General features: G+C 63.7%; 15 protein-coding genes. 1 reads left to right on the top strand and 14 read right to left on the bottom strand.

Annotated features, from left to right (window positions below; all coding sequences use genetic code 11):
• Positions 1 to 389: lipocalin-like domain-containing protein (locus B4C31_RS00780; RefSeq protein WP_291530934.1), on the top strand; the 389-nt coding region annotated here is incomplete at its 5' end.
• A gap of 201 nt (positions 390 to 590) precedes the next feature.
• Here the strand turns inward: B4C31_RS00780 and B4C31_RS00775 are convergent.
• The 14 genes from B4C31_RS00775 to leuA all read right to left on the bottom strand — a co-directional run bounded on the left by B4C31_RS00775 (position 591) and on the right by leuA (position 22,088).
• Entirely contained in the window at positions 591 to 1,256 is a 666-nt protein-coding gene (locus tag B4C31_RS00775) for a hypothetical protein (RefSeq protein ID WP_291530933.1), read from the bottom strand.
• Between the two features lie 68 nt (positions 1,257 to 1,324).
• Positions 1,325 to 3,952, bottom strand: coding sequence for a glycoside hydrolase family 2 TIM barrel-domain containing protein (locus B4C31_RS00770; RefSeq protein WP_291530932.1), 2,628 nt, complete (start codon positions 3,950 to 3,952; stop codon positions 1,325 to 1,327).
• Between the two features lie 202 nt (positions 3,953 to 4,154).
• Positions 4,155 to 4,616 carry a hypothetical protein gene (locus tag B4C31_RS00765; protein WP_033508147.1) on the bottom strand — a complete coding sequence of 154 codons (462 nt, stop codon included), beginning with the start codon at positions 4,614 to 4,616 and terminating at the stop codon, positions 4,155 to 4,157.
• Position 4,617: 1 nt separating this feature from the next.
• A complete protein-coding gene (locus B4C31_RS00760) occupies positions 4,618 to 7,740 on the bottom strand; it encodes a glycoside hydrolase family 3 C-terminal domain-containing protein (protein WP_291530931.1) in 3,123 nt (1,040 codons plus the stop codon).
• A gap of 197 nt (positions 7,741 to 7,937) precedes the next feature.
• The gene (locus tag B4C31_RS00755; RefSeq protein ID WP_291530930.1) at positions 7,938 to 9,254 is read right to left on the bottom strand and encodes an ATP-binding protein; all 1,317 of its coding nucleotides are present in this window, start codon (positions 9,252 to 9,254) and stop codon (positions 7,938 to 7,940) included.
• On the bottom strand, positions 9,244 to 9,957 hold the full coding sequence (locus tag B4C31_RS00750) for a LytR/AlgR family response regulator transcription factor (RefSeq protein WP_291530929.1): 714 nt from the start codon (positions 9,955 to 9,957) through the stop codon (positions 9,244 to 9,246). Before B4C31_RS00750 ends, B4C31_RS00755 begins: the two co-directional genes overlap by 11 nt.
• A 324-nt stretch (positions 9,958 to 10,281) precedes the next feature.
• Complete coding sequence (locus tag B4C31_RS00745; RefSeq protein ID WP_291530928.1) at positions 10,282 to 11,649, bottom strand: DHA2 family efflux MFS transporter permease subunit; 1,368 nt, start codon at positions 11,647 to 11,649, stop codon at positions 10,282 to 10,284.
• A gap of 402 nt (positions 11,650 to 12,051) precedes the next feature.
• Positions 12,052 to 13,341, bottom strand: a complete 1,290-nt coding sequence (locus B4C31_RS00740; protein ID WP_291530927.1) for an alpha/beta hydrolase — start codon at positions 13,339 to 13,341, stop codon at positions 12,052 to 12,054.
• Between the two features lie 3 nt (positions 13,342 to 13,344).
• Positions 13,345 to 13,734 carry a hypothetical protein gene (locus B4C31_RS00735; protein WP_291530926.1) on the bottom strand — a complete coding sequence of 130 codons (390 nt, stop codon included), beginning with the start codon at positions 13,732 to 13,734 and terminating at the stop codon, positions 13,345 to 13,347.
• A gap of 1 nt (position 13,735) precedes the next feature.
• The gene (locus B4C31_RS00730; RefSeq protein ID WP_291530925.1) at positions 13,736 to 16,681 is read right to left on the bottom strand and encodes a glycoside hydrolase family 3 protein; all 2,946 of its coding nucleotides are present in this window, start codon (positions 16,679 to 16,681) and stop codon (positions 13,736 to 13,738) included.
• Between the two features lie 113 nt (positions 16,682 to 16,794).
• A complete protein-coding gene (locus tag B4C31_RS00725; RefSeq protein ID WP_291530924.1) occupies positions 16,795 to 18,111 on the bottom strand; it encodes an ATP-binding protein in 1,317 nt (438 codons plus the stop codon).
• The gene (locus B4C31_RS00720; RefSeq protein WP_291530923.1) at positions 18,108 to 18,815 is read right to left on the bottom strand and encodes a LytR/AlgR family response regulator transcription factor; all 708 of its coding nucleotides are present in this window, start codon (positions 18,813 to 18,815) and stop codon (positions 18,108 to 18,110) included. The genes B4C31_RS00725 and B4C31_RS00720 overlap by 4 nt, the downstream gene beginning before the upstream one ends.
• Positions 18,816 to 19,122: 307 nt before the next feature.
• On the bottom strand, positions 19,123 to 20,028 hold the full coding sequence (locus B4C31_RS00715) for a glycosyltransferase family 2 protein (RefSeq protein ID WP_291530922.1): 906 nt from the start codon (positions 20,026 to 20,028) through the stop codon (positions 19,123 to 19,125).
• 149 nt (positions 20,029 to 20,177) lie between these two features.
• Positions 20,178 to 22,088, bottom strand: coding sequence for a 2-isopropylmalate synthase (gene leuA, locus B4C31_RS00710; protein WP_291530921.1), 1,911 nt, complete (start codon positions 22,086 to 22,088; stop codon positions 20,178 to 20,180).
• Positions 22,089 to 22,094 lie beyond the last annotated feature (6 nt).

The following is a 22,094-nucleotide window of genomic DNA, read 5'->3' as shown; positions in this document are numbered from 1 at the left end:
ACTACGAGCTGGGCCGCCACGATCCGCACACGTTCTACAACGGCGAGCGCAGCGCAAACGGCGAACTCGTCGGCGTCAATCGTCCGGAGACGATCACGCTGCAGCCGGATGGCCGGGTGACCAGCGGCGGCGTGGTCTCGTTCTTCGACACTCCGGACGCGAACCTGCCGCGGTCGACGGACGGTCCGGCCGTGTGCGGCACCTGGCGGATGCTGGGCGCCTGCGGGGCGACGGGCGTGCGCTGCTGCAACGCGGACATGGCGATCACGCTCGACGGCGTGACCTATACGGGTGTGTTCGCGGAGCTGCCGCGCGAGACGGACGGCCGCCGAACGCTGACGTTCTGCGCGATCGGCGGCAACCGGACCATCTGGGCCTCACGGCCGTAGACCGTGTTTCCGGACATTCGCGCGACTCCACCCCGCGGGTAGGTCACCGCAAACATCCGGAAACACGCCCGGCCTGTGCGGACTCTGATGCAACGTGACTCTGATCTAACGCAAGAAACGGCGTTATTCCAAGGTTCTGGATGATGTGTCAGGGTCACGATATGTCAGAGTCCGCACAGGCCGGGCGCGTCGGAATGGGTCTCAGCCCTTGGCCGCCTCTCCTTCCGGGAAGATGATCTTGTAGATTGGGAAGTAGATCACCATCTGCACGCCACCGTTGACCACGGTGATCAGGATGTTGTACACGGCCGGCGGCACCAGGGCCTTCAGCCACGGCACATACAGACCCATCAGGAAACTGCACACCACGGTGATCAGCACGAAGGCGATCACGTACCACAGTATCTGGTACCAGATGTTGCCGTGCGATTTGAACGTGATGTTCCGCTGCATCGGGAAGTTGACGCACTGCGCGATGAACAGGGTGATCGCGAACGCGGCGAAGTAGCCCATGCCGCCGGTCTCGTCGCCGGTCACCGGATAGTCGAACACGTAGGTGTCCACCGGCCCCAGCTGGATATGGCCGATCTGCGCGGGGATCGAGCACCAGTCGGTGAACCGGTAGAACAGCCCCGGCAGGAACGTGAGCAGCACGTACTGCAGCACTGTGACGAACAGCGAGAACGCATAGAACATCACGAACTGTGCGATGAGCTTGTGCTGGGCCGCGAACCGCGCCCACCACGCGCCGATGGCGGAGGGGGCCCGCCCGGAAGCGGGTGCCGCGGTTATCCGATGGTCCGGATCGCCGTCGGCGACAGGGGCACAGTCGTCGGCCGACCGGGAGGGTTTGCCATGATCGTTCATATCGTTCCTTCCTTATCAATGGCTCAACGGCCCGGCGGGTATGCCGGACGCCATCGAGCCGTCGGCGGTCAGCGGACGGGAATGACCAGTGCGGTCGAATGGCTGCCGTCGGTCGCAGTCAGCGTGATGGATGCGGGAATGGTACCGTCCTCCGCACGCGGAGCCTCCACCACGGCAAGCGCTTCACCGTAGTAGGTGCCGGTTTCGTTGGCGACGAACGAGTCCGGATTGAACGGGGCCGCGCACCCCAATCCGGCCAGCCGCCCGCCGTCCACCGTGACCGTGATGCGGCCTCGTTCCAACGGTTTGGTGATGCCGTTGGCATCCGTGTACCGCAACCGCACGAAGCCCAGCCGACCGGGATGGACCGCGATATCGTCGCAGTCTACGGCAGCCGCCTCCGCCCCGAATCCGCCGAACGCGGCCGTGGTCAGCATGCCGTTGACCGATTCGATCTCGGCGGTCAGGACGGTCTGCTCGTCGGCGGAAACCAGCCGACGCCGTCCGATCTCGCGCCCCGATTCGGCATAGGACACGGCCTCCAGCACGCCGGGCTCGTAGGCGCACGAGAACCGGGCGATGCAATCGTGGCGCATGGCCTTGCGGCCGATCTCGCGCCCGTTGAGCACCAGCGCCACCATCGCGGCGCGCGCATACACCTCGACGTTCGCCTTGCGTCCCTCGCATCCGTTCCAGCTCCACGAGTCGATGGCGTTGGACATCTTCCACGCGGACGGCGAATGCCTGTCGCCGGTGTGGTTGACCGGGCACACGGCCAGGTACGGGCCGTTGTCCGCCTCAAGCGCCACCCGGGTGTACAGGGCCTCGCCCAACGGGCGGCCGGTCAGGTCCAGTCGCCCCGAGCCGGCGGTCAGCCAGCCGAATCCGCTGAACCGCGGCGCGTAGTCCTCGTACTCCCACGAACCGACGCCGGCCTCGCCCAGATAGTCGATGCCGGCCCACACGAAGTCGCCGACAAGGCGTGGCTCGCGCTTGGCCAGCTCACGGAAGAGGTACGCGTCGGAGCAGAACGTCTCCGATCCGAGAATGAGCCGGTGCGGGTACGCCTTGAGGTCATGCCTGTACCGTTTGATGCCGTAGTTGTAGCCGGCCATGTCCATCGCGGCGAAGGCGTCGCGCGTCTTCCAGTCGCAGAACGGTAGCGTGGCACCGGTTTTCATGAAGTCGGCGCCGAGCATGCCCGCCATGTTGTTGAAGAACTCGCTGCCGACGGCCTTGTGCTTCTTCTGCGATTCCCCGGCGGCGCGCCGCTTCTCGGCTTCGGCGGCCTCCTTGGCGGCCTTGTCGTCCGAGTAGACGCCCATGCCGATCGAGCTGAGGAAGTTGAAGAAGATGTTGACGCCGCAGGTCACGGGGCGGGTCGGGTCCAACCCGTGCAGGTGGTCGGTCATCGCCTGCGTCAGCGCGATGCCCCTGGGCTGGGCCGTCTCGCTGACCTCGTTGCCGGTGGAGTACAGGACCACGCTCGGATGGCTGCGGTCCTTGCGCACCATGTCATTCAGGTCGCGCCGCCACCAGTCGTTGAAATAGTCCACGTAATCGTGCTGGGTCTTGTGGATGTACCAGTGGTCGATGTATTCGTCCATCACCAGCACGCCGAGCCGGTCGCACACGTCGAGCAGCGCGCGGGAGCACGGGTTGTGCGCCGAACGGACCGCGTTGTATCCACAGGCCTTGAGCAGTCGCACCTTGCGTTCGACGGCGTCCGCGTACGCGCAGACGCCGAGCACGCCGTTGTCGTGGTGGATGCACGCGCCCTGGATGATGACGCGACGATCGTTGAGTAGCAGGCCGTCGTCGCCCCAGGCCAGCATGCGCACGCCGAATGTCGTCTCCGATTCGTCGCGGGAACCGTCGTCGCCGGCGAACCGCACGACGCAGCGGTACAGGTTCGGATGATCGCAGTCCCACAGCGCCGCATCCGGCACCTCGATGCGCGCGACGGCGACCGCGCTCGCGCCGGCGTCGAGGGCGGCCGCGAGCGCCCCCTGCGGCACGACGTCGGCTTCGCCGCCCTGCCCGGTCGGCTGGATATCGCGGGTCACGGCCTGCGCGCTGGCGACGACGGCGCCCGAGGCGTCAATGATGTCGATGGCGACCGTGCCCGATGCGGTGGTCTCGACACTCGCTTCGATCACGGCGTCGGCTTTGACGGCATCGGCCGGACCGTCCGCGGGCAACGGGGTCGCCGACACCGTCCGCACCACGATGCCGTCGGGGAGGATATGCCCGGCGTCACCCGCCCACAACGTGACCGGCCGGTAGATGCCGGCGCCGGAATACCAACGGGAGTTGGGCTGGTCGGCGTTGCGGGCGACGACGCGGATTTCGTGCGGTTCGCCGGCGGCCAGCGCGTCGGTCACGTCGACGCGGAAATTCGTGTAGCCGTAGGGGCGGAAGGCGAGCTGCACCCCGTCCACCCACACCTCGGCATTGTGGTAGACGCCTTCGAACTCAAGCAGCAGTCGCCTGCCGGCCAGCTCGGGGCCGGGCGCATAGGTCTTGACGTATTCGTAGTCGCGGCCGTCGAACCAGCCGGTGTTGACGCCGCCCGGGGCGTCCTCATGGCGCGGTTCGCCGATCATGGCGTCATGCGGCAGGCGTACGGCCGTGAACGATTCGTCCGCATCCAGATGGCGGTAGGACCATCCGTCGTTGAAATCAATGGCTTGCATGGGAGGTTCCTTCGGGTTGTCTGGGCTTTGGCAGGGGTGTTCCGCCACGTGATCCGTTCCGACCGGGCGACACGCAGGATGATGGCGCACCTCATACCGAGGCCTGCCACCATCTCGCGTGTCCCGCCGATGGCGGCCAACCTCCAGGGGTGGTCTGCCGCCATCCGGCATGTCGGCTCCGGTCGGTGCGGGAACGGCGGCGTCAGGCCGCGGCCGGCTCGACGACGATCGTCGCGCGCTCCACGCGACTGGCGGCGAACGCCTCGACGATCAGCGCGATATCCGCCAGCAGGTAGCAGACCACGCCCGCGATCGAGATGTGCAGCGCGTCCGCCTCGGCCGCCGGATAGTTGACCGGGATGAAGTACACATCCGCGGCGAGCGTGACGCGGGCCATCACGAACAGGGCGATGGAGGCGGCCAGCAGCGCCGAGGCGCCGACGACGCACAGGTCGCGCACGACGGCGGGCAGCCGCGATCCCAAGGCGATGTCGACGACCAGCGCGGCCACGGCCACGACCGTGAGCACGATCGGCAGCACGTTCATCGCCGTGCCGGCCAGATACCCGGTGGTGCTGGTCACGATGTAGACGGCGAGGCCGGCCACGGCCAGTACGAGGGCGATGATCTCCCTCAGCGAGGCCTTCACGTTGATCTGTGCCATGTCAGTTCCTTCCCTTGCCGGTGGACTTGCCACCCTTGACCGTGGCCACGGCGTATCCGCCCAGGCCGACGGCGATGACGAGCGCGGCCACCACGATCGCCGCGATGTAGCCCGCACGCCACGACGTCATGACGTTGACGGTGCGCGTGCTGGAGTTCACGCCGTTGAGCGCGGCCGAGTTGGCCAGCGCGTACAGCGCGTAGTGCAGGTTGTCCTTGATGGCCAACAGCACATCGCGGTCGCCGCTCAGGCCTTCCGGAGTCCAGTAGTCGATGCCCTGCGGGCCGAAGCCGCAGAACGCGGTGGTGCCGGCGAGCGTGGACTCCTTCGGCGCGGCCTTGAGCGAGATGGATGTGAAGTCGGTGACGTTGTAGCCCTTGAAGCCCCACTCGCCGCGCAGGATGTCGACCATGACCGCGGCGTTCGCACTCGGGGCCACGGCACCGATGCGGTTGTACGAGGTCATCGTGCCCAACGCGCCCTCGGTGTAGGCCTCGGCGTACGCGTCGTCGTCGCGGAACGAGGCGGGCTTGCCCTTGGCCTCGAACGCCTGCTGGAACGTGCGCAGCTCGACCTCACGCGCCTTCTGCTCGTTCATGAACACGGCGATGCCGGAGCGGTTGATCTCCTGATCGTTGAACGCGAAGTGCTTGACGTTGACCAACGTGCCCTTGGACTGGGCGCCCTGGGTGACCGCGCTGCCGGTGTAGCCGGACAGGATCGGGTCCTCGGAGTAGTACTCCACGCCGCGGGAGTTGTAGGCGTGGCGATGCGTGTTCATGGCCGGGCCGATCATGATCGGCAGGTTCAGCACCAGCGTGCTCTCGCCGAGGATGATCTCGCCGTTCTCATAGGCGAGCTCCTTGTTCCAGCTGTACGCCAGGTTGACCGGGGACGGGGCCACACGGGTGCCGTAGTTGTAGTTCTCGGCGTCGGCGTACGGCTGGCCCTGATATTGGCCTTCGGTCAGGTAGTGCGAGTCGGAGCCGCCGGGGCCGTCGTCCGAGGTCATCTCCGGCAGGCCGATCGACTCCATGCCGCCGATGGCGTGGAAGGCGTTCGCGGCGAAGTCGAGGTACTCCTGCAGCGTGACCTTGTCAATGAGTTCCGACCAACGCTCGTCGTCGAAGTCGGCGCCCTTCATGTCGTTGATGGTCAGGGCGCTGGAGGTGTCGCCGAAGACGATGTCGGAGGTGTCCTCGTCGGTTTCCAGTTCGATGAAGTCGTTGCCGAGCAGTTCGGCGACGCGGCCGGATGCGGTCAGTCCCTCGTAGGTGGTCGGGAATGTGCCGTTCCAGTCGGCGCGGGTCAGGTAGGTCACCGTGCCGGGTTCGAACGCGTTGTAGTCCATCGCGTAGTCGCCCTCGGACAGCTTGTTGGTAATCTGGGTGCCGTTGTCGCTCACGGAGAAGGTGTCGGCATCCACGTCGCCCTCCCAGGTCCACTGGTAGGTCTTGGCGGTGTCGCCGGCGGCGGTCATGCCGTCGGATTCGGCGTGACCCTGGGCGGCGAGCACGTTGTTGAGCGCGTCGTGCGCGTCGGAGCCGATGGCGAAGTAGTAGTCGCCCGGATCCACGATGTAGGTCTGCGCGCCGTTGGCGTCATAGCTGGCCAGGTTCGCCATGTCCACGTCGATGGTGATGGTCTGGGATTCGCCCGGTTCCAGCAGGCCGGTCTTCTCGTAGTTCATCAGCTGGATGGCGGCCTTCTCCACGCCGTTCTCACGATCGTACTCGGTGTACGGGGCGGAGGCGTACAGCTGGATGACGGACTTGCCGGCCACGTCGCCCGTGTTGGTCACGGTCACGGTGGCGGTGGCGGACTGCTTGTCGCCGGTCATCTCCACCGAGTCGAGCGTCTGGTCGAACGCGGTGTAGCTCAGGCCGTAGCCGAACGGGTACACGACCTCGTTGGCGTAGTCCCACGTGCCGTCCGTGGTGGCCACGGTGCCGTCGGCGTTCGCATAGGTGCCGGCCGAGGCCTCCTCACCACCGTTGCCCATCACGATGTCCGCATACCGGGTCTCGTAGTACCGGTAGCCGGTGTAGATGCCCTCGGATTCGATGAGATAGGAGTTCACGGCCGCGTCCTCGGAGAAGTCGGCCGCATTCGACCACGGGATGTTGCCGTAGTTCTGCATGGCCGGGGCCACGGCGCTGTTCTTGGCGAACAGGTCACCGAGCGCGCCGGAGGGGTTGACGGTGCCGTTGAGCGTATCGGCCACGCCGTAGAAGCCGTAGGCGCCCGGGTAGCCGATCCACATGATCGCGTCGATGTCCGAATCCTCCTCCAGATTGGCGATCTCCATCGGGTTGACGGCGTTGACGAGCACGATGACGGTGTCGAAGTTGGCCTTGGCCTCCTCGACCAGCGCCATCTCCTCGTCGGACAGGCTCAGGATATTGCCGGTCACGGTGTGCACGCCGTCGGCCAGACCGGCCTCGCCCGGATAGTAGCCGTCGCCGTTCTCGCCGGCCGGACGGCCGACCACCACGATGGCCGCGTCGTTGTACTCGCCGTACTGCGAGGCGTAGTCGGGGTTGAGCTGGGCCAGCTCGTCCAGCGTCAGCTCGCACGGATCGTTGTACTTGGTGATATCCGCATACTCGGGGATGACGCCGCTGCCGAACTGCGGGGTCGACCACTCCTTGTCCGCGAAGTAGGCCTCGTACGCGGCCAGCATCGAGGGGTTGAGCTGGAAGCCCTTCTCGGCGAACGCGTCCGCGATCTCAACGGTCGAGTAGCCGTCGGTGATCGAGCCGCCGGAGCTGCCGTAGACCGGCGCGTAGCTGCGCACGCCGAACATCGTGATCTTCGCGTCCTTGGCGATCGGCAGCGCGTCGTTCTCGTTCTTCAGCAGGACGTTGGTCTCCTCGCCCTCCTTGAGCGCGAACTCCTTGAAACCGTTGTACGCCTCCTCGGCCGTCTTGAATTCCGACTGGTAGGTCCAGGTGTCCTCGTCGTTGTCCGAGGCCTCGGTGACGGTCTGCTGGCTGCGTGTACCGAGGAAGGCATCGACCGAGGTGCGGTACATCTCCAGCGTCAGGCTTGCGATGATGGCGATGGACAGCAGCAGCGCGCCCACCGTCGTCAACCCTCTCCAGATGTTTGTTCGTTTGAACATCTATCCTCCTTGATTCTCTGGTCCGGACGCATCCCATCCGCCACGACGGGACGCAGGTCCGGGGAAATCCGAAGAGACTCCCTATGTTCCAGAATCCGCGGGGAACGACGCATATTCAACGCCCGCTGCGCAACCAGCGGTTTTTCCGCATCGAACGGCATGTCATCGGCGCGCGTCAGGTGGCGCACGCAGCGTCGTCAGTCCAGGTTGAGCGGAATGAGCGCCGTCAGCCGAAACACACCCCCGTCCGCGTCGATGGCCATCGTGCCGCCGTAGCGTTCCACGATCATCCGGATCGAGCGCACACCGAACCCGTGATAGCGGTCGTCGCCCTTGGTGGTGCGCGGCAGGCCATCACTGAAATCAAGATGACCGGCGTATGGGTTCTCCACACGGATGGCGAGCATGCCGCGGCGGCAACGCACATCCATATCGATATACCGCCCGGCATCGTCGGCCATGCCGTCATTCGCCTCGATGGCGTTATCAATGGCGTTGCCGAACAGCGCATAGATATCGGTCGGACGCATGAAGGAGAGCGGACGGCCGTCGACCATCCGATTGAATGGGATATGGCGGCGTTCGCAGGTCAACGCCTTCTGCTTGAGGAGCACGTCCAGCGCCTCGTTGCCGGTGCGCACCGACGAGTCATAGATGTCGACCAGGCCATTCAGCTCCTCAATCTCATCGGGATCGATGCGGTCACCGAATGCGGCAAGCTGTTTCTTCAGATCATGGGTTTTGACGTTAATCAGGTCGATGGTCTCCTTGGACTGCTCCATCTGCGCCTTCTGCTGTTCCAGCAGCCGCTGCAGCACATTCGAGTCCTCCTCGGCACGCTCACGGTCCACGATCTCGCGCAGAAGCGCGAGCAGGAACACGCAGTTGACCAGATCGAACAGGGCGAACACCGTATAGGTGCTGCCCGTCAGATCGTCCGCAGCCAACGTATTGAACACATTGGTGAACACACTGACGCACAGCGACATGCCCGCCAGCAACGGCAGGATCAGGCCATAGCCCAGGTTCTCCACACGTCTGCCGCGTAGGGGCCTGACGAACGCCGCATACCCAATCGCATACATCGGCACCAACAGCACGGGGTAGGCGTAATCCACCCACGACTCTGGCGTACCGCCGAACACATGCAGCGCGGCGGCCATCAGTCGCCCGCCGCGGAACGCGAAATGCTGCAGCGTACCCGCCGCAACCATGTAGAACAACGCCTGCGACCATCGCACATCCACGCACCAGTGCAGCAACACGGCCGACGCCGCGAAGTACACCATGTACTGGGCGATCAGCGTCCACGTGTTCTCCGGTATCACGGCATTCCACGCCACAGACAGGCATACCAGCGCGATCAGCGCCACCGGCACACGGACGGCTGCATGCCGCCGCCGATCCAGCCACCCGGTGAATAACACGGCGGCAACCATGAGTTCGAGCATGAACCCGTTGTCGTCGAAGAACATCACCGCCGACCGGACAAGGTCGGACCAGTTACAGGACATTGCCGACCCCCATTGCGCGGGTCAGCCCCTCCATGAACGTCTTCCTGAACGCGCGTCCGATCGGCAGCTCGGTGCCGTCCGCCATCAGCAGCGTGGAACCACGCACCTCACGGATATGGCGGGCGTTGACCAGGAACGCCTTCGCGCACCGCAGGAACCCCTTATCCCCCAACCGTTCCTGCGCCTCGGCCAGCGTGCCCGAACCGTGGACCACGCCGGATTCGGTGTGCAGGATCAGGTTGTGGCCGCGCACCTCGAGATACTCGATCTCGCGCAGCAGCAGGCGCACGGTGCCTCCCTGCTGGCTGACGACGATGGCGTCCGACTCGTGCTCGCACAGCCGTACCGCACGCTTGAGCTTGCGTTCGAAATCCGGATAGGAGAACGGTTTGACGATGTAGTCGAGCGCGTCCACCTCATAGCCCTTGGCTGCGAACTGGGCCATGTTCGTCACGAAGATCAGCACCACCTGCTCGTCGATCTCGCGCAGCCGGCGGGCGGCCTCCATGCCGTTCATATTCGGCATCTCGATGTCCATGAACACAAGGTCATAGGACGGCTTATACCCTTCAAGGAAGCTCGTCGCCTCCACGAAGCGGGTCACGTTGAACCGCACGCCGTCGGTGCCGGTGTACTGGCCCAGACAGGCCTGCAGCTTCGTCGCCGCCGCATCGTCATCCTCGACGATCGCCACATTCAGCATCACCGACCTCCTTCCGGCCCACACCCTCCCACTATAACGGCTGGCGGCGGGCACGGGACCGGCCGGCAGGCAGGACGCGCACGGACGGGACTATGTGTCACCGGGACAGTCCTGTTGAACGGTATGCGCAAAGGACCCCTTCCCCGCGCAATAGTCAACAGTTGAAAAGACGACCCTGTCGAAAAAGTCGCGGAAAACGGGCGATTTCCACAGCCTATTCAACAGTTGAACAAGCTGTACTGTGCAAAACCTTGCGCGGAACGGCCGTTCCCTGCAGGGTTCTACACAGTACCAACAAGTCAACAGTTGAGAAAGCGGCCGTCGTCACTCGGCGGCGAGCTCGCGCCGCTCCTTGAGCAGGAACGAGAGCGCCAGCAGGACCACGATCAGCACGATGGCGAAGACGTAGCCGTAGCGGGCGCCGTCCACGAAGCCCTGCGCCGGGTCGGTGCCGCCGGCGGCCTCGTAATTGGTCTGGCCGAGGGTGAGCAGGCAGGTGGCCACGGACGTGCCGATGGCGCCGACGACCTGCTGCATCGTGTTGAGGATGGTGGAGCCGTCGGCCGCGAGTTCGCGCGGCAGACCCTTGAGGGCCGCGGACTGCACGGACTGCTGCATGAACGGGATGCCGACCATGATGACGATGTGCGCGAACACGAAGAACGCCGGCGCCGTGCCGGTGCCGATCATCAGGAACAGCACGCCGCCGATGATGGCGATGACGGCGCCGATGCGGGCCAGGATGGTCGCGCCGTGACGGTCGTACAGGCGGCCGGCCGCAAACGAGCAGATCGCGTTGATCACGCCGCCGGCGAGCATCAGCATGCCGGCCACGGTGGTGTCAAGCCCCAGACCGCGCTGGAGTTCCTGCGGGGCCAGGTACATGACGGCCAGCGTGCAGGCGAACGAGCAGGTGACCATGATGGCCGGGATGCGGAATTCGGCGATGCCGAGCGTACGCAGCTCCAGCAGCGGGGTGTCGACGTGCAGCTGGCGGTAGACGTAGAGCGCCAGCACCGCGATGCCGATGACGAGCAACGCGATGACCAGCGGGCTGAAGCCCATGTCGGCGACCAGGCTCACGCCGGCGACCAGGCAGCCGAAGCCGATGACCGAGCTGATGACGGACAACGCATCGACCTTCGGCCGTGTGGTGTCGATCGGGGTGACGAAGAATGCGGCGGTGCAGACCATGGCCACGGCGGCCACGACCGCGAACAGCACGAAGATCGCACGCCAGGAGAACGCACCGATCAGCACGCCGGCCAGGGTCGGACCGATGACCGGGGCGAACATGATGACCAGACCGGCCACGCCGTTGGCGGCGCCGATCTGCTGCGGCGGGAACACGCGCATAATCGCGGCGTACATCGTCGGCAGTACGACGCCGGTGCCGACGCCTTGCAGGATGCGGCCGAACAGCAACAGCGCGAACGTCGGGGCGGCAGCGGAGATCACCGCACCGATCAGGAAGCAGCCAAGGGCGACCATCACCAGGGTCTTGGCCTTGACCCACTTGAGCAGGAAACCGACGCACGGCAGCACGATGCCGATGGCCAGCATGTAGCCGACAACCATCCACTGCGCGGTGCCGGCGGTGATGGCGAAGGTGTCGCACAACGCGGGCAGCGCGATATTCATCGACGTCTCGGACAGCATGCCAAGGAACGCGCCGATATACAAACCGATCATGAGCCTGTGGGGATTCGCGAATGCGTTTCGTTCAGACACGGGCGGCATAAACCTCTCTCTCATTCTGGCCTTCCGGGCCATGGACAACGGGAATGCTTATGCGGCAGGCGGCGACGCGTCCGCCGACGGTGATCGGCGGCCACCGTCGGCCCGGCAAAGAAAAACCGCATGCCCTCTTGGGATCAACCGGCGCGAGGTCCGGTACGACAAGAAGTCATGCGGTTTTCGAAAGTCAGCGGTTACCGTAACACGAAGACACCGTGCTTCGTAAGTCGCGCGTGTCGCGGGACGCATGCAAAAGCGCCCGGCCGCGCAATGGCGACCGGGCGGGACAGGCCAAGGAGGAAGCCTGCGTGCGGAATCAGGCGGCGTTATGGCGTCAGCCGCCCGAGCCGAGAACCGTCAATGGAAGATCCGCGGCAGGAAGTTGTAAAGCGCGAGATGCCAGTTGCCGGCCGAGTGGTACCGCATCGGGAAGATGTCGAACTCAGTGTTCACGCCGGCTTCCAGTCTCGGTTCGATGGACAGCAGCGTACGGTAGTCCTCGATCTGCCCGGGTAGGGCGAAGTCGAAGGTGCCGCTCGTCACATAGAGATAATTGATCGGATAGTCCTTGAACGCGTCCGATTGGATCGTCTCACGGAAGTAGTCCGCAGAGGTCCGGCTGCCGCTGAATGTGCCGAACCAGGAGAACCAGTCCAGGCTCCCGCAGATCGCCGAATGGTAGGTGGTCACGGCGCCGCGGGAAAGCCCGGCGAAGGCGCGGTGGTCGCGGCTGGCTTCGAAACCGACGGCGTCGGCCGTCTCGGCATACGTGGAGTATCTCGATTCGATGATCGGCATCAGATCGTTGCGCAGCTCCTCCTTGAAGGAGTACGTCAACGGGTCCAAACCATCGGCGCAGTCATCCTCCACATAGAACGTCGGGGTCACGATGATCATCGGTTCGATGGCACCCGTTTCGATCATCCTGTCGACCATGGTTTTGTTCTCGGGATGGGTGACGAACCAATACGCCTCGTCGTCCCCGGTGCCGTGCATCAGGTACAGGATGTCGTACTGCCGCGACTCATCGTAGCCGTACGGCAGGTATACGTATGCGGCCTTGGTGACGACACGTTCGTCGGTGGCGTACGCCTTCGTCTCGTATTCCACGCGTTCGAGCGTGCCCTCCTGCTCGGCCGGCGTCGAGAAGACCGCAGGCACGTCCCAGATCTCGGTCTGCACAGTGGTATGGGAGCGGGCGATCGCCGCACCACCCTGCCAGACGGCGAGCGAGACGACCACAATGGCGGCGATGGCGGCGAGTACGCCCCCGCCTGCCTTGACCGGCACCCGCCGGAACCGGATTTGCACCGCGGTTCCGGCGACCGCGCCGATCAGGGCAATCGCAGCTTGGACAAACATCTCAGCGTTGAACATCGTCGTCTCGGCGTAGTTCATCGTGCAACCAAGCACAATGCCGGCCACGCCCGGCGCCACCAGCACCGCCGGCAGATTGGAACGCACCGCCAGCACGCCGGAGAGCACGAACAGCAGCTCGACGACCATGATGGTGGCGATCGGCCACATTCGGCCCAAGGCCGCATACCGAATCAGGTCGAACACGGCGATCACGGCGAACCCTGCCGTCGCCGCGGCGCAGATCGCTTCCACCGGGTGCCTGACCACCGTCTGACGAAGTTCACGCATCGTCTACTCCTTTGCAGGCTCTCCAGCAGACGCGGGCCGGACGACGGTCGCCACCGCCGCGGCGATGACCGTCACGCCCAGCAGAACCGCGCTGACGATGTAGGAGGTGCTCAATCCCTCCACGTTCATCTTCGAAAGGATGTCATACCCTTCGTCGAACGCACGGTCCACAAACACGGACGCAGCGGCCAATGCGGCCACGAAGGGCGCGTATTCGAGGAACGGGAGCTTTGCCGCGAACGCGCAGACCAGTTCGAGCGCGGCGCAGACGATCAGCAGTCCGATGATGATCGGCGAGTTCTCCTTGGCGTCGGCGAGCGCGTAGACGACTGTGGTCGCGACCGCCAGCACGGCTGCAATGATGCCGGGAATCTGAATGGTTGGGGACTTCATGTCATGCCTCCGTTTCGATGGTAACCCGGTTGCCGCGTAGCGACCTGCGAACCAGCAGCGCCACCATCACGATGTCCGAGATGGCCAGCGCGGCGACGGCTACGTAGGCGATGTTCAGCCAATACGGGTTGACACGGTTGACGACGGTTGCCGTGGAGATGCCGTTGATGCCGATGGAATTGGCGACGTTGTACAGGATCACGTGGCAGGCCTCGCGCAGGTTGGCCAGCATCTTGCTGTCCTGTCCGGCGGTTTCGCGGATGACGTTGTAGAACACGTCCGCCGAGGTGGCCCACATGGTATTGCCGTTCTCAAGGCCGGCACCGATGCTCTGCAGTCCGGGCAGCACGGCCATGTCCGTGTCGAGGATGGCCGTCGATCCCCATTCCCCGCGGATCACATCCTTGAGCAGCGGCGCATAGGCACCGGACCAGGTGCAGCCGATGCGGTTGAACGAACCCATTGTGGCCTGCGCCTGACCTTCGGTGAACGATTTCTCGAAGGCCTTGAGATAGATCTCGCGGATGGCCTGTTCGTTCGAGAAGGTGCTGACGCCCTGACGGTTGGTCTCCTGATCGTTGAGGGTCAGGTGCTTGATGAACGTCATCACGCCGCGCTCCTGCATGCCGACGACCTCTTCGTAGGCCAGTTCACCGGACAGGTAGCCGTCTTCGGAGAAGTACTCGAAGTTACGTCCGGCATACGGCGTGCGGTGGATGTTGACGGCCGGGGCATAGGCACCGGCGGTCTCGGTGCGGATCCAGTCCTCGCCCATCGCGTCGCCGAGGCGGCGCAGCAGGTCGCGGTTGAACGTGGAGGCGCTGACCACCTCGCCGCAGTAGCCGGTGGCCGGACTGCCGTCTTCCACGTACATGCGCACGTTCTGTCCGGCGGGGCCGTCCTTCATGTAGACAGCAGGATAGGCGATCGTCGGCACGGCGATCTGGCCGGACTTGGTCACGAGTGTGACCATGTCGTCGACGGTGAGCTGGTCGAGGAACGTATCCCACTGCTCGGTGTCGTCGAATTCCACCCCTGCCATCTGGGCGATGTTGATGCCATTCTTCGCGCCGGTGGTGATCGCCGAGGTGTCGGAATCCCCCGGCTGGTACTCGCCGTCGGCGTTGATGTCGGCGATCATCTCCTCATTGGCTTCCAGTTCGGAGTAAGGCTCGGGGAAGGTGTTCCAATCGGCGCGGGTCAGATAGCCCGTCTCCTTGCCGTATCCTTCCAGGGAGGCGGTGTCGAAGCGATTGGTGATCTCCTCTCCGGCGTACGACTCGTCGAGCAGCACCTGCTCGACGTTCGTCCAGGAGAAGGCCTTCGCGGCGTCGCCCTCGGCATCCATGCCGTCGGCGGTGGTGTACCCTTGCGCGGCGAGGATGTTGTTCAGCGCCTCATGCGCGCCGTTTCCGATCGCGAAATGGTAGTCGCCGGCATCGAGCACATAGGTTTTCGCGGTCTCGTAATCATACGAGCTGTAATCGTCCGCATCGATTGCGATCGTCACTTCCTCGGAGGCACCGGGTTCGAGCGTATCGGTCTTGCCGAATCCGACGAGCTGAACCGCAGACTTCTCCGTGCCGCCGGCGGTGTACGGCTGCTGCGCATACACCTGGACCACGCTCTTGCCTGCCACGTCGCCGGTGTTGGTCACGCGTACGGTCACTTCGGCGCCCTCGGCATTCACGGACGAGGAGACGATCTCCTGCTCATACGGGTTGCCGTCCTCAGTGCCATAGCTCAGGCCATAGCCGAACGGATAGACGACTTCGGCGTCATAATCCCACGTATCACCCATCGTGGCACCCGCTGCGGAGAGCGCGTTCGTGCCGGAAGGGTCGGTCACGCCGTCGGCGTAGCGGGTTTCGTAATACCGATAGCCCACGTAGATGCCTTCGCGGTAGACCACGTACTTGGTACCGAACACCGATTCGCCGGCGGCCGCGGTGATCGCGTCGGCGTTGGAGAACGTAAAGTCACCGAAGTTCTGCATGGCGGGCGATGAGAACGAATCGGCCGCCCAGGTGTCGACCAGGTGACCGGACGGATTGATCTCGCCGTCCAGCACCTTGGCCACGGCGCGTGCGCCGCTCTGGCCCACGCCGCCAATCCACAGGCAGGCGTCAATGCCGTACTGTTCCTGGTCCACCCAGCTGAGCTCCATGGCGTTCGATGTGTTAATCAGCGCGATGACCTTGTCGAAGGCACCACTGGACTGGATCTCCTCCAGCACGGCCTGCTCGTTCGGCTGCAAGGCCAAGTACTTGGTACCGTCACCGAAATCGCCGATCGGCATGTCCGATCCCTCGCCGCCGACGCGGGAGAACACCACGATGGCGGCGTCCGCGTAGTCGGCATAGGAGGCCTTGGCCTCATCCGTGTATTCCGCCACAGGCGGTTCGGCCACGAAGATGTCCTCCGGCAACGCGCCCATGTAGGTGCCGTTCGACCGTGTGTAGCCTTCCTTGCCGTCATAGGTCTTGTAGAAGTCCCACATCGCGTCGTTGACGTCGAACCGGCCGCTATCCTCCAACGCGTCCTTGAGATTCACGGCGCGACTCGGGTCGATGCCGCCCGCGCCGGTCCCGCCCAGCACCAGATCGACGGACGAGCGCCCGAACAACGTGACCTTCGAACCTTGCGCCAACGGCAACGTATCGTTGTCGTTCTTCAGCATGACGATGCCTTCGCCGGCCACCTCCTGGACCAGCTGGTCGGCGGTGTCCTTCCATTCGGCCAAGGACATGCCGTTATCCTCGCCGTTGTTGACGACCTCGCCAGTACCATCGTCAACGGTCTGGTAGGTCGAGCCTCCCAGAACCGTGGAAATCAGCGAGGCGTATGAGCCGGCGCCGGTGGTCGCGCCGACGGCCAAGGCCAGCATCGTGCTGACCACCGCGACGCCCACGCGCAGGCCTCTGCCCGTTCCTCGTGGTGTTGTCATGGATTCTCCTCCTAACTGCTCTGTTATGGAATGAGCTAGGAACTACGGTATGCAATCCGTCACGGGTGGAAACCGGTATGGCAAAACCGGTATCCGAGCTGGCAAGAACGTCGTCACCGCGCCGCTACGCACTCGTTTCCGTATGGCAGCAGGATGCTGACGACGAAGAGGTCGCCCTCCGTGGTGATCGCCAAGGATCCGCCATACCGTTCGACGATGTACCGTACGCTGCGCATGCCGAACCCGTGGTATCGACGGTCGTTCTTGGAGGTGACGGGCAATCCACCGACCATCCGCGGACGGCGTGCGCAATAGTTTTCGATTCGAATGACCGACATGTTGCCATTACGACGTACCGATACTGCGATGGTGCGCAGTGATGGCGGTTCGACGGTGCGTTCGTGCTCGATGGCATTGTCCAGGATGTTGCCGAACAGGGATGCGATGTCGGAGGGGCGCATGAACGTCAACGCCTCACCTTGGGCGATGACCGTCATCACGATGCCCTCGCTGCGGCAGACCATCTGCTTCTGCGCCAACACCACGTCCAGATCCCGGTTGCCGCTGTTGCATGTGTCCTCGTATCTGGCCACAATACGTTCGATATCGTTGAGTTCGGCGTCATCCACATTACCGGTTGCACGGATACGTGCAATCTGGTGTTTGAGATCATGCGCCTTCATGTTGATCAGGTCGACGCTCTCCTGCGCGATGGCGTACTGACGGGCCTCCTGACGCATCATGCGCTCCAGCATCGCCCTCTCGTCGGATTCGCTTTTCAGCGCCACGAACCCATATTGCACGCACAGGCCGGCCAGACAGCACAGAATCAACGGCGGACGCGACACCCAGTACCGGTCCAGCCCGTACACCTGGAACAGATATTGCATGACATAGGTGAACAGCGCCGCCATCACGGCGAACGTGTACACGTAACGGCCTTCCACCTCAACGTGTCCGCTCGCATACGGACGTCTGGCGAACAGCAGGAAACAGAAGGCGTACACCACGCAGGTGCATCCCACCGACAACGCGAACCAGCCCACGTCGGGAATTCTGTCGGCGAACGGGCGATAGATCAGATTCTCCACGTTATATGACAGGTTCTGCGTCAGTTGCGCGCCCACGCAACAGAACAGCAGCTCACGGAACGAGCCCTCCAGTATCCACCGCCACAACATCAGCGACAAGAGAAAAACGGTCAATGAAAACAAACCGGAGACATATCCGCTGATCCAATTCGGAACCGCCACCATCAACGGCAGAGCCACGACGAATCCGAATATCGCACGCATCACCGCGTGGCTGCGCCGGCGCAAACCATACGTGAACAACGCTTCAGCCAGCAGAATCTGGACGATGTATCCGTGGGCGATGGTGATGCGCAACAGCGAAGGCAATCCGGGAACCAGGGCATCGGTTATGCTCACGGCAACACACCTCCCGCCATGAATACGGTCAGTCGCCTGCGGAAATCGTTGCGATAGGTGCGTGCGATCGGCAGGTGCTCGCCGTTCACCATCACCTCGTCGGCGCTGGCGGCCGTCACGTAGGCCATATTCACCAGAATCGACGCGCGGATTGCGGCGAATCCCCGGCCTTCGAACCGCGGCGAGAGATTGCGGATCGTGTCACGCACGCGGAACTCGCCATCGGCGGTATGGATATGAACGTAGTGTTTGTCGCTTTCCAGGTACATGATGCGCGAGAAATCGATCGAACGCACCTCACCCGGCAACACGACCGTGAACCTGTCGTCCGTGTGCACACGGACCAACGCCTTGTCGAACTTGATGCGGAACAGGTCGTACGACAACGGCTTGAGTACGTAATCAAGCGCATCCACCTCGTAGCCGCGAATCGCATACTGCGCCATGCTGGTGATGAACATCAGGCATACGTTGGGGTCACGATCGCGCAGTTGACGCGCGGTTTCCAGCCCGTTCATATGCGGCATCACCACATCCATGAACACAATCTGATATTGACCCCGGAACCCGTCAAGGAACACCGAGCCATCAACGTACCGGTCCATACCGAACGCGCGGTGGGTCTCGCCGGCATATCGTCGGACGTATTCCTCCAACGTGGAGGCGAACTCATCATCATCCTCGACAATGGCCACGCGCACCATTCCTGTGTTCCTTTCTCGCCACACTTCCACTGTATCGGAGACATTCGGGCAATCCCGAATCCGAATGCTTCAGTATGCGCCAAACGACGCGTAGCTACGCGACACGTGGCAAAAACCGACGCGTGTCAGGCAACAATCGTCGTACACGCCCGGTTTCTACGGACTCTGATGCATCGTGACCGTGATCTAATTCAAAGAACGGCGGTATTCCGCCAATCTCTGAAAGTATCAGAGTCACAATAGTGTCAGAGTCCACAGAAGCCGGGCGTGCCGGGGAGAAGTGGGAGGTTGGAGCGGCAGAGGCAGCTTACGTCACCGAACGCAGGCGGACGGCGGCGGCCATGCCACCATCACCGTATGTGGGCGAGGCCATGAAGGCGCGCGAGTCCGGCTGGCTCTCCAGCAACGCGGGGTGTTCGCGGACCGTGCGCTCCCACAGGTTGAGCCGGGCGATCGACGTGGCCTCGATGCCCAGGAGCGCATCCGTGAGATGGGCGGCGTATGCGGCATGGTGCTTGTCGATGAGATAGCGCATCGTTTCCAGACGCGTGGTCATGCTGGTGATATTCGGGCTTGCCGGCGCAGTGCGGTACTCAATCAATGGCTCGGGGGCGATGGCGATGTGAGGCTCTCGCCCGGTCACGGTTGTGTCTGTCTCCGGTGCCACGGTTTCGAGCAGGGACAGGCAGAAGTCCCAGTCCTCGAATCCGGAACGCATCGACTCGTCGTAGCCGCCACATGCTTCCCAGACGGACCGCCGGAACGTGAAGGTCGCCGGGCAGGCGTTGCGCGACAGGAAGTCGGCGATCGTGCCGCCGGTCGGTTTGACGACCGCGTCCAGCACACCGAAGGTCCGCAGCCAGCCGGATGCGGCGACGGCGGACGCATCGCCGTCCAACAGACCGACCGTCGTCTCCAAGAACGTTGGCAACAGTCGGTCGTCGCCGTCCAGCACTGTCACGTAATCGGTCCGCGCCGCTCGGATGCCGACGTTGCGCGCGGCGGACGGTCCGGCGTTCCCCTGCCGGACGACGGTGATGTCGTCCGCTTGTTCCAGTTCGTCCAGCACGTGTACGGATGCCGGATCCGTCGACCCGTCGTCCACCACGATGATCGCATCCGGACGCAGCGTCTGCCGCCGTACCGAGTCGACGGTCTCGCGAATCATCTCGTTCTGGTTGTAGCTGGTGATGACCACACTGACATTGCCCATGCCCACCATTATCCCCGTATCCGTTCCCGACCATGCCCGCCGTTGCTTCGGTTTGCAGACAGGGACATAACGAAGGGTCCCGCAGCCATTCGGAGCTGCGGGACCCTTCAGGAGTCTTGGCACGCCGTCGTTGACGACGGCCCGTATGTTCAGCGCATCGACCGGTTGATGGCGGAGATGATGGCCTTCAGCGAGCTGGTGATAATCGAGGAATCGATGCCGACGCCCCAGATCACCGTGGTGTCCGCCTCATCGCCGATCTCGCACTCCACGTAGGAGGCGGCCATGGCGTCGGTGCTGGCGGTCATCGTATGCTCCACGTAATCCATCACCGACACATTGATGTCGATGGCGGCAATCGCGTTGATGAACGCGGCGATCGGGCCGTTGCCCACGCCCATCAGCTCGCGCTCGACCGGCTCATCCACGCCCACGTTCACGCCGCGGTCGAGCAGCCTGGCCTTGAGCACTGTGTCGGAGCCATCCTCACCGGAGGAGACCTGCACCTTGAGCAACTTCAGACGGCCCCACTGTTCAAGCGTCTCGTCATGGCTGTCGCCAACGATCGCACCGGCGGCCGTGGCACCCGTCTCCTCGACCGGCAGGTACTCGTCCTTGAACAGACGCCAGATGTCCGCGTCCTTGACCTCCTTCTTGGTCTCGTCCGCGTACTTCTGCACGATCTTGTCGAACTCCACCTGCAGGCGCTTGGGCAGGTCGAGGTTGTGGTTCGTCTTGAGCAGGTAGGCCATGCCGCCCTTGCCGGACTGGGAGTTCACGCGGATGATCGCCTCGTAACTGCCGCCGACGTCCTTCGGGTCGATCGGCAGGGACGGCACGAGCCACACGAAGTTCTCCAGGTTGGCGCCGGCCATGTCAGCCGCCATCTGGCGGGCCTCCAGACCCTTCTTGATCGCATCCTGGTGCGAGCCGGAGAACGCGGTGAACACGAAGTTGCCCGCGTACGGGTGACGTTCGGAGATCTTGATCTGGTTGCAGTACTCGACCGTCTTGCGGATCTCCGGCACGTTCGAATAGTCGATCTGCGGGTCGATGCCCTGGGTCAGCATATTCAGACCCAGCGTGACCAGATCTACGTTGCCGGTGCGCTCGCCGTTGCCGAGCAGACAGCCCTCGATGCGGTCCGCGCCTGCCAGGATGCCCAGCTCGGCGGCCGCCACTGCCATGTCCTCGTCGTTGTGCGGGTGCAGCGAAAGCACCACCGAATCGCGGTCCTGCAGATGGTTCGAGACATACTCGACCTCATCGGCGAACACGTTCGGCGTGGTCATCTCCACCGTGGCCGGCAGGTTGATGATCATCTTGTGCTCGGGCGTCGGCTTGATCACGTCGATCACCGCGTTGCACACCTCGACCGCATAGTCCGGTTCGGTGCCGGTGAACGATTCGGGGCTGTACTCGTAGTACAGCTCGGTCTCGCCTGCCTCGCCCTCCAGCTCCTTGCACAGTTCGGCCGCATCGGTGGCGAGCTTCTTGATGCCCGCTTTGTCCTTGCGGAACACCACCTCGCGCTGCAGCACGGACACCGAGTTGTAGAAGTGCACCACCGCGCGCTTGGCGCCGCGCAGGCACTCGTAGGTCTTGCGAATCAGGTGTTCGCGCGCCTGGGTGAGCACCACGATCGTCACGTCGTCGGGGATGAGCTCACGCTCGATGAGCAGGCGGATGAAGTCGTAATCGGTTTCGGAGGCCGAGGGGAAGCCCACCTCGATCTCCTTGAAGCCCATCGAGATCAGCATATTCCAGAAGCGCAGCTTGCGCTCCGAATCCATCGGGTTGACCAGCGCCTGGTTGCCGTCGCGCAGATCCACCGAGCACCAGCGCGGCGCACGCTGCAGCCGCTTGCCCGGCCAGGCGCGCTCCGGATAGTCGAACGGCACCTGCTTGTCATACGCCACGTACTTGTTGTACGGCATCTTGCTCGGCTTCTGGGGTTCGCCGATGAAACGCGCCGGAGGCAGCAGCGGGTCGTTGTTCCCTCCGTTGGATGCGGCGGCCACCGCCGCAAGATCGAATACCGATGATTGATCCTGACCCATCTCTCC

This window comes from Bifidobacterium sp. UBA4282 (assembly GCF_002394995.1).
Classification (GTDB): domain Bacteria; phylum Actinomycetota; class Actinomycetes; order Actinomycetales; family Bifidobacteriaceae; genus Bifidobacterium; species Bifidobacterium pullorum_B.
This window is presented reverse-complemented; position numbering and strand designations above follow the sequence as displayed.

Excerpts from the sequence above, each read along its gene's own strand:
- B4C31_RS00775 (WP_291530933.1), bottom strand. The coding sequence starts at position 1,256 with ATGAACGATCATGGCAAACCCTCCCGGTCGGCCGACGACTGTGCCCCT.
- B4C31_RS00770 (WP_291530932.1), bottom strand. The coding sequence starts at position 3,952 with ATGCAAGCCATTGATTTCAACGACGGATGGTCCTACCGCCATCTGGAT.
- B4C31_RS00765 (WP_033508147.1), bottom strand. The coding sequence starts at position 4,616 with ATGGCACAGATCAACGTGAAGGCCTCGCTGAGGGAGATCATCGCCCTC.
- B4C31_RS00760 (WP_291530931.1), bottom strand. The coding sequence starts at position 7,740 with ATGTTCAAACGAACAAACATCTGGAGAGGGTTGACGACGGTGGGCGCG.
- B4C31_RS00755 (WP_291530930.1), bottom strand. The coding sequence starts at position 9,254 with ATGTCCTGTAACTGGTCCGACCTTGTCCGGTCGGCGGTGATGTTCTTC.
- B4C31_RS00750 (WP_291530929.1), bottom strand. The coding sequence starts at position 9,957 with ATGCTGAATGTGGCGATCGTCGAGGATGACGATGCGGCGGCGACGAAG.
- B4C31_RS00745 (WP_291530928.1), bottom strand. The coding sequence starts at position 11,649 with ATGATCGGTTTGTATATCGGCGCGTTCCTTGGCATGCTGTCCGAGACG.
- B4C31_RS00740 (WP_291530927.1), bottom strand. The coding sequence starts at position 13,341 with ATGCGTGAACTTCGTCAGACGGTGGTCAGGCACCCGGTGGAAGCGATC.
- B4C31_RS00735 (WP_291530926.1), bottom strand. The coding sequence starts at position 13,734 with ATGAAGTCCCCAACCATTCAGATTCCCGGCATCATTGCAGCCGTGCTG.
- B4C31_RS00730 (WP_291530925.1), bottom strand. The coding sequence starts at position 16,681 with ATGACAACACCACGAGGAACGGGCAGAGGCCTGCGCGTGGGCGTCGCG.
- B4C31_RS00720 (WP_291530923.1), bottom strand. The coding sequence starts at position 18,815 with ATGGTGCGCGTGGCCATTGTCGAGGATGATGATGAGTTCGCCTCCACG.
- B4C31_RS00715 (WP_291530922.1), bottom strand. The coding sequence starts at position 20,028 with ATGGGCAATGTCAGTGTGGTCATCACCAGCTACAACCAGAACGAGATG.
- leuA (WP_291530921.1), bottom strand. The coding sequence starts at position 22,088 with ATGGGTCAGGATCAATCATCGGTATTCGATCTTGCGGCGGTGGCCGCC.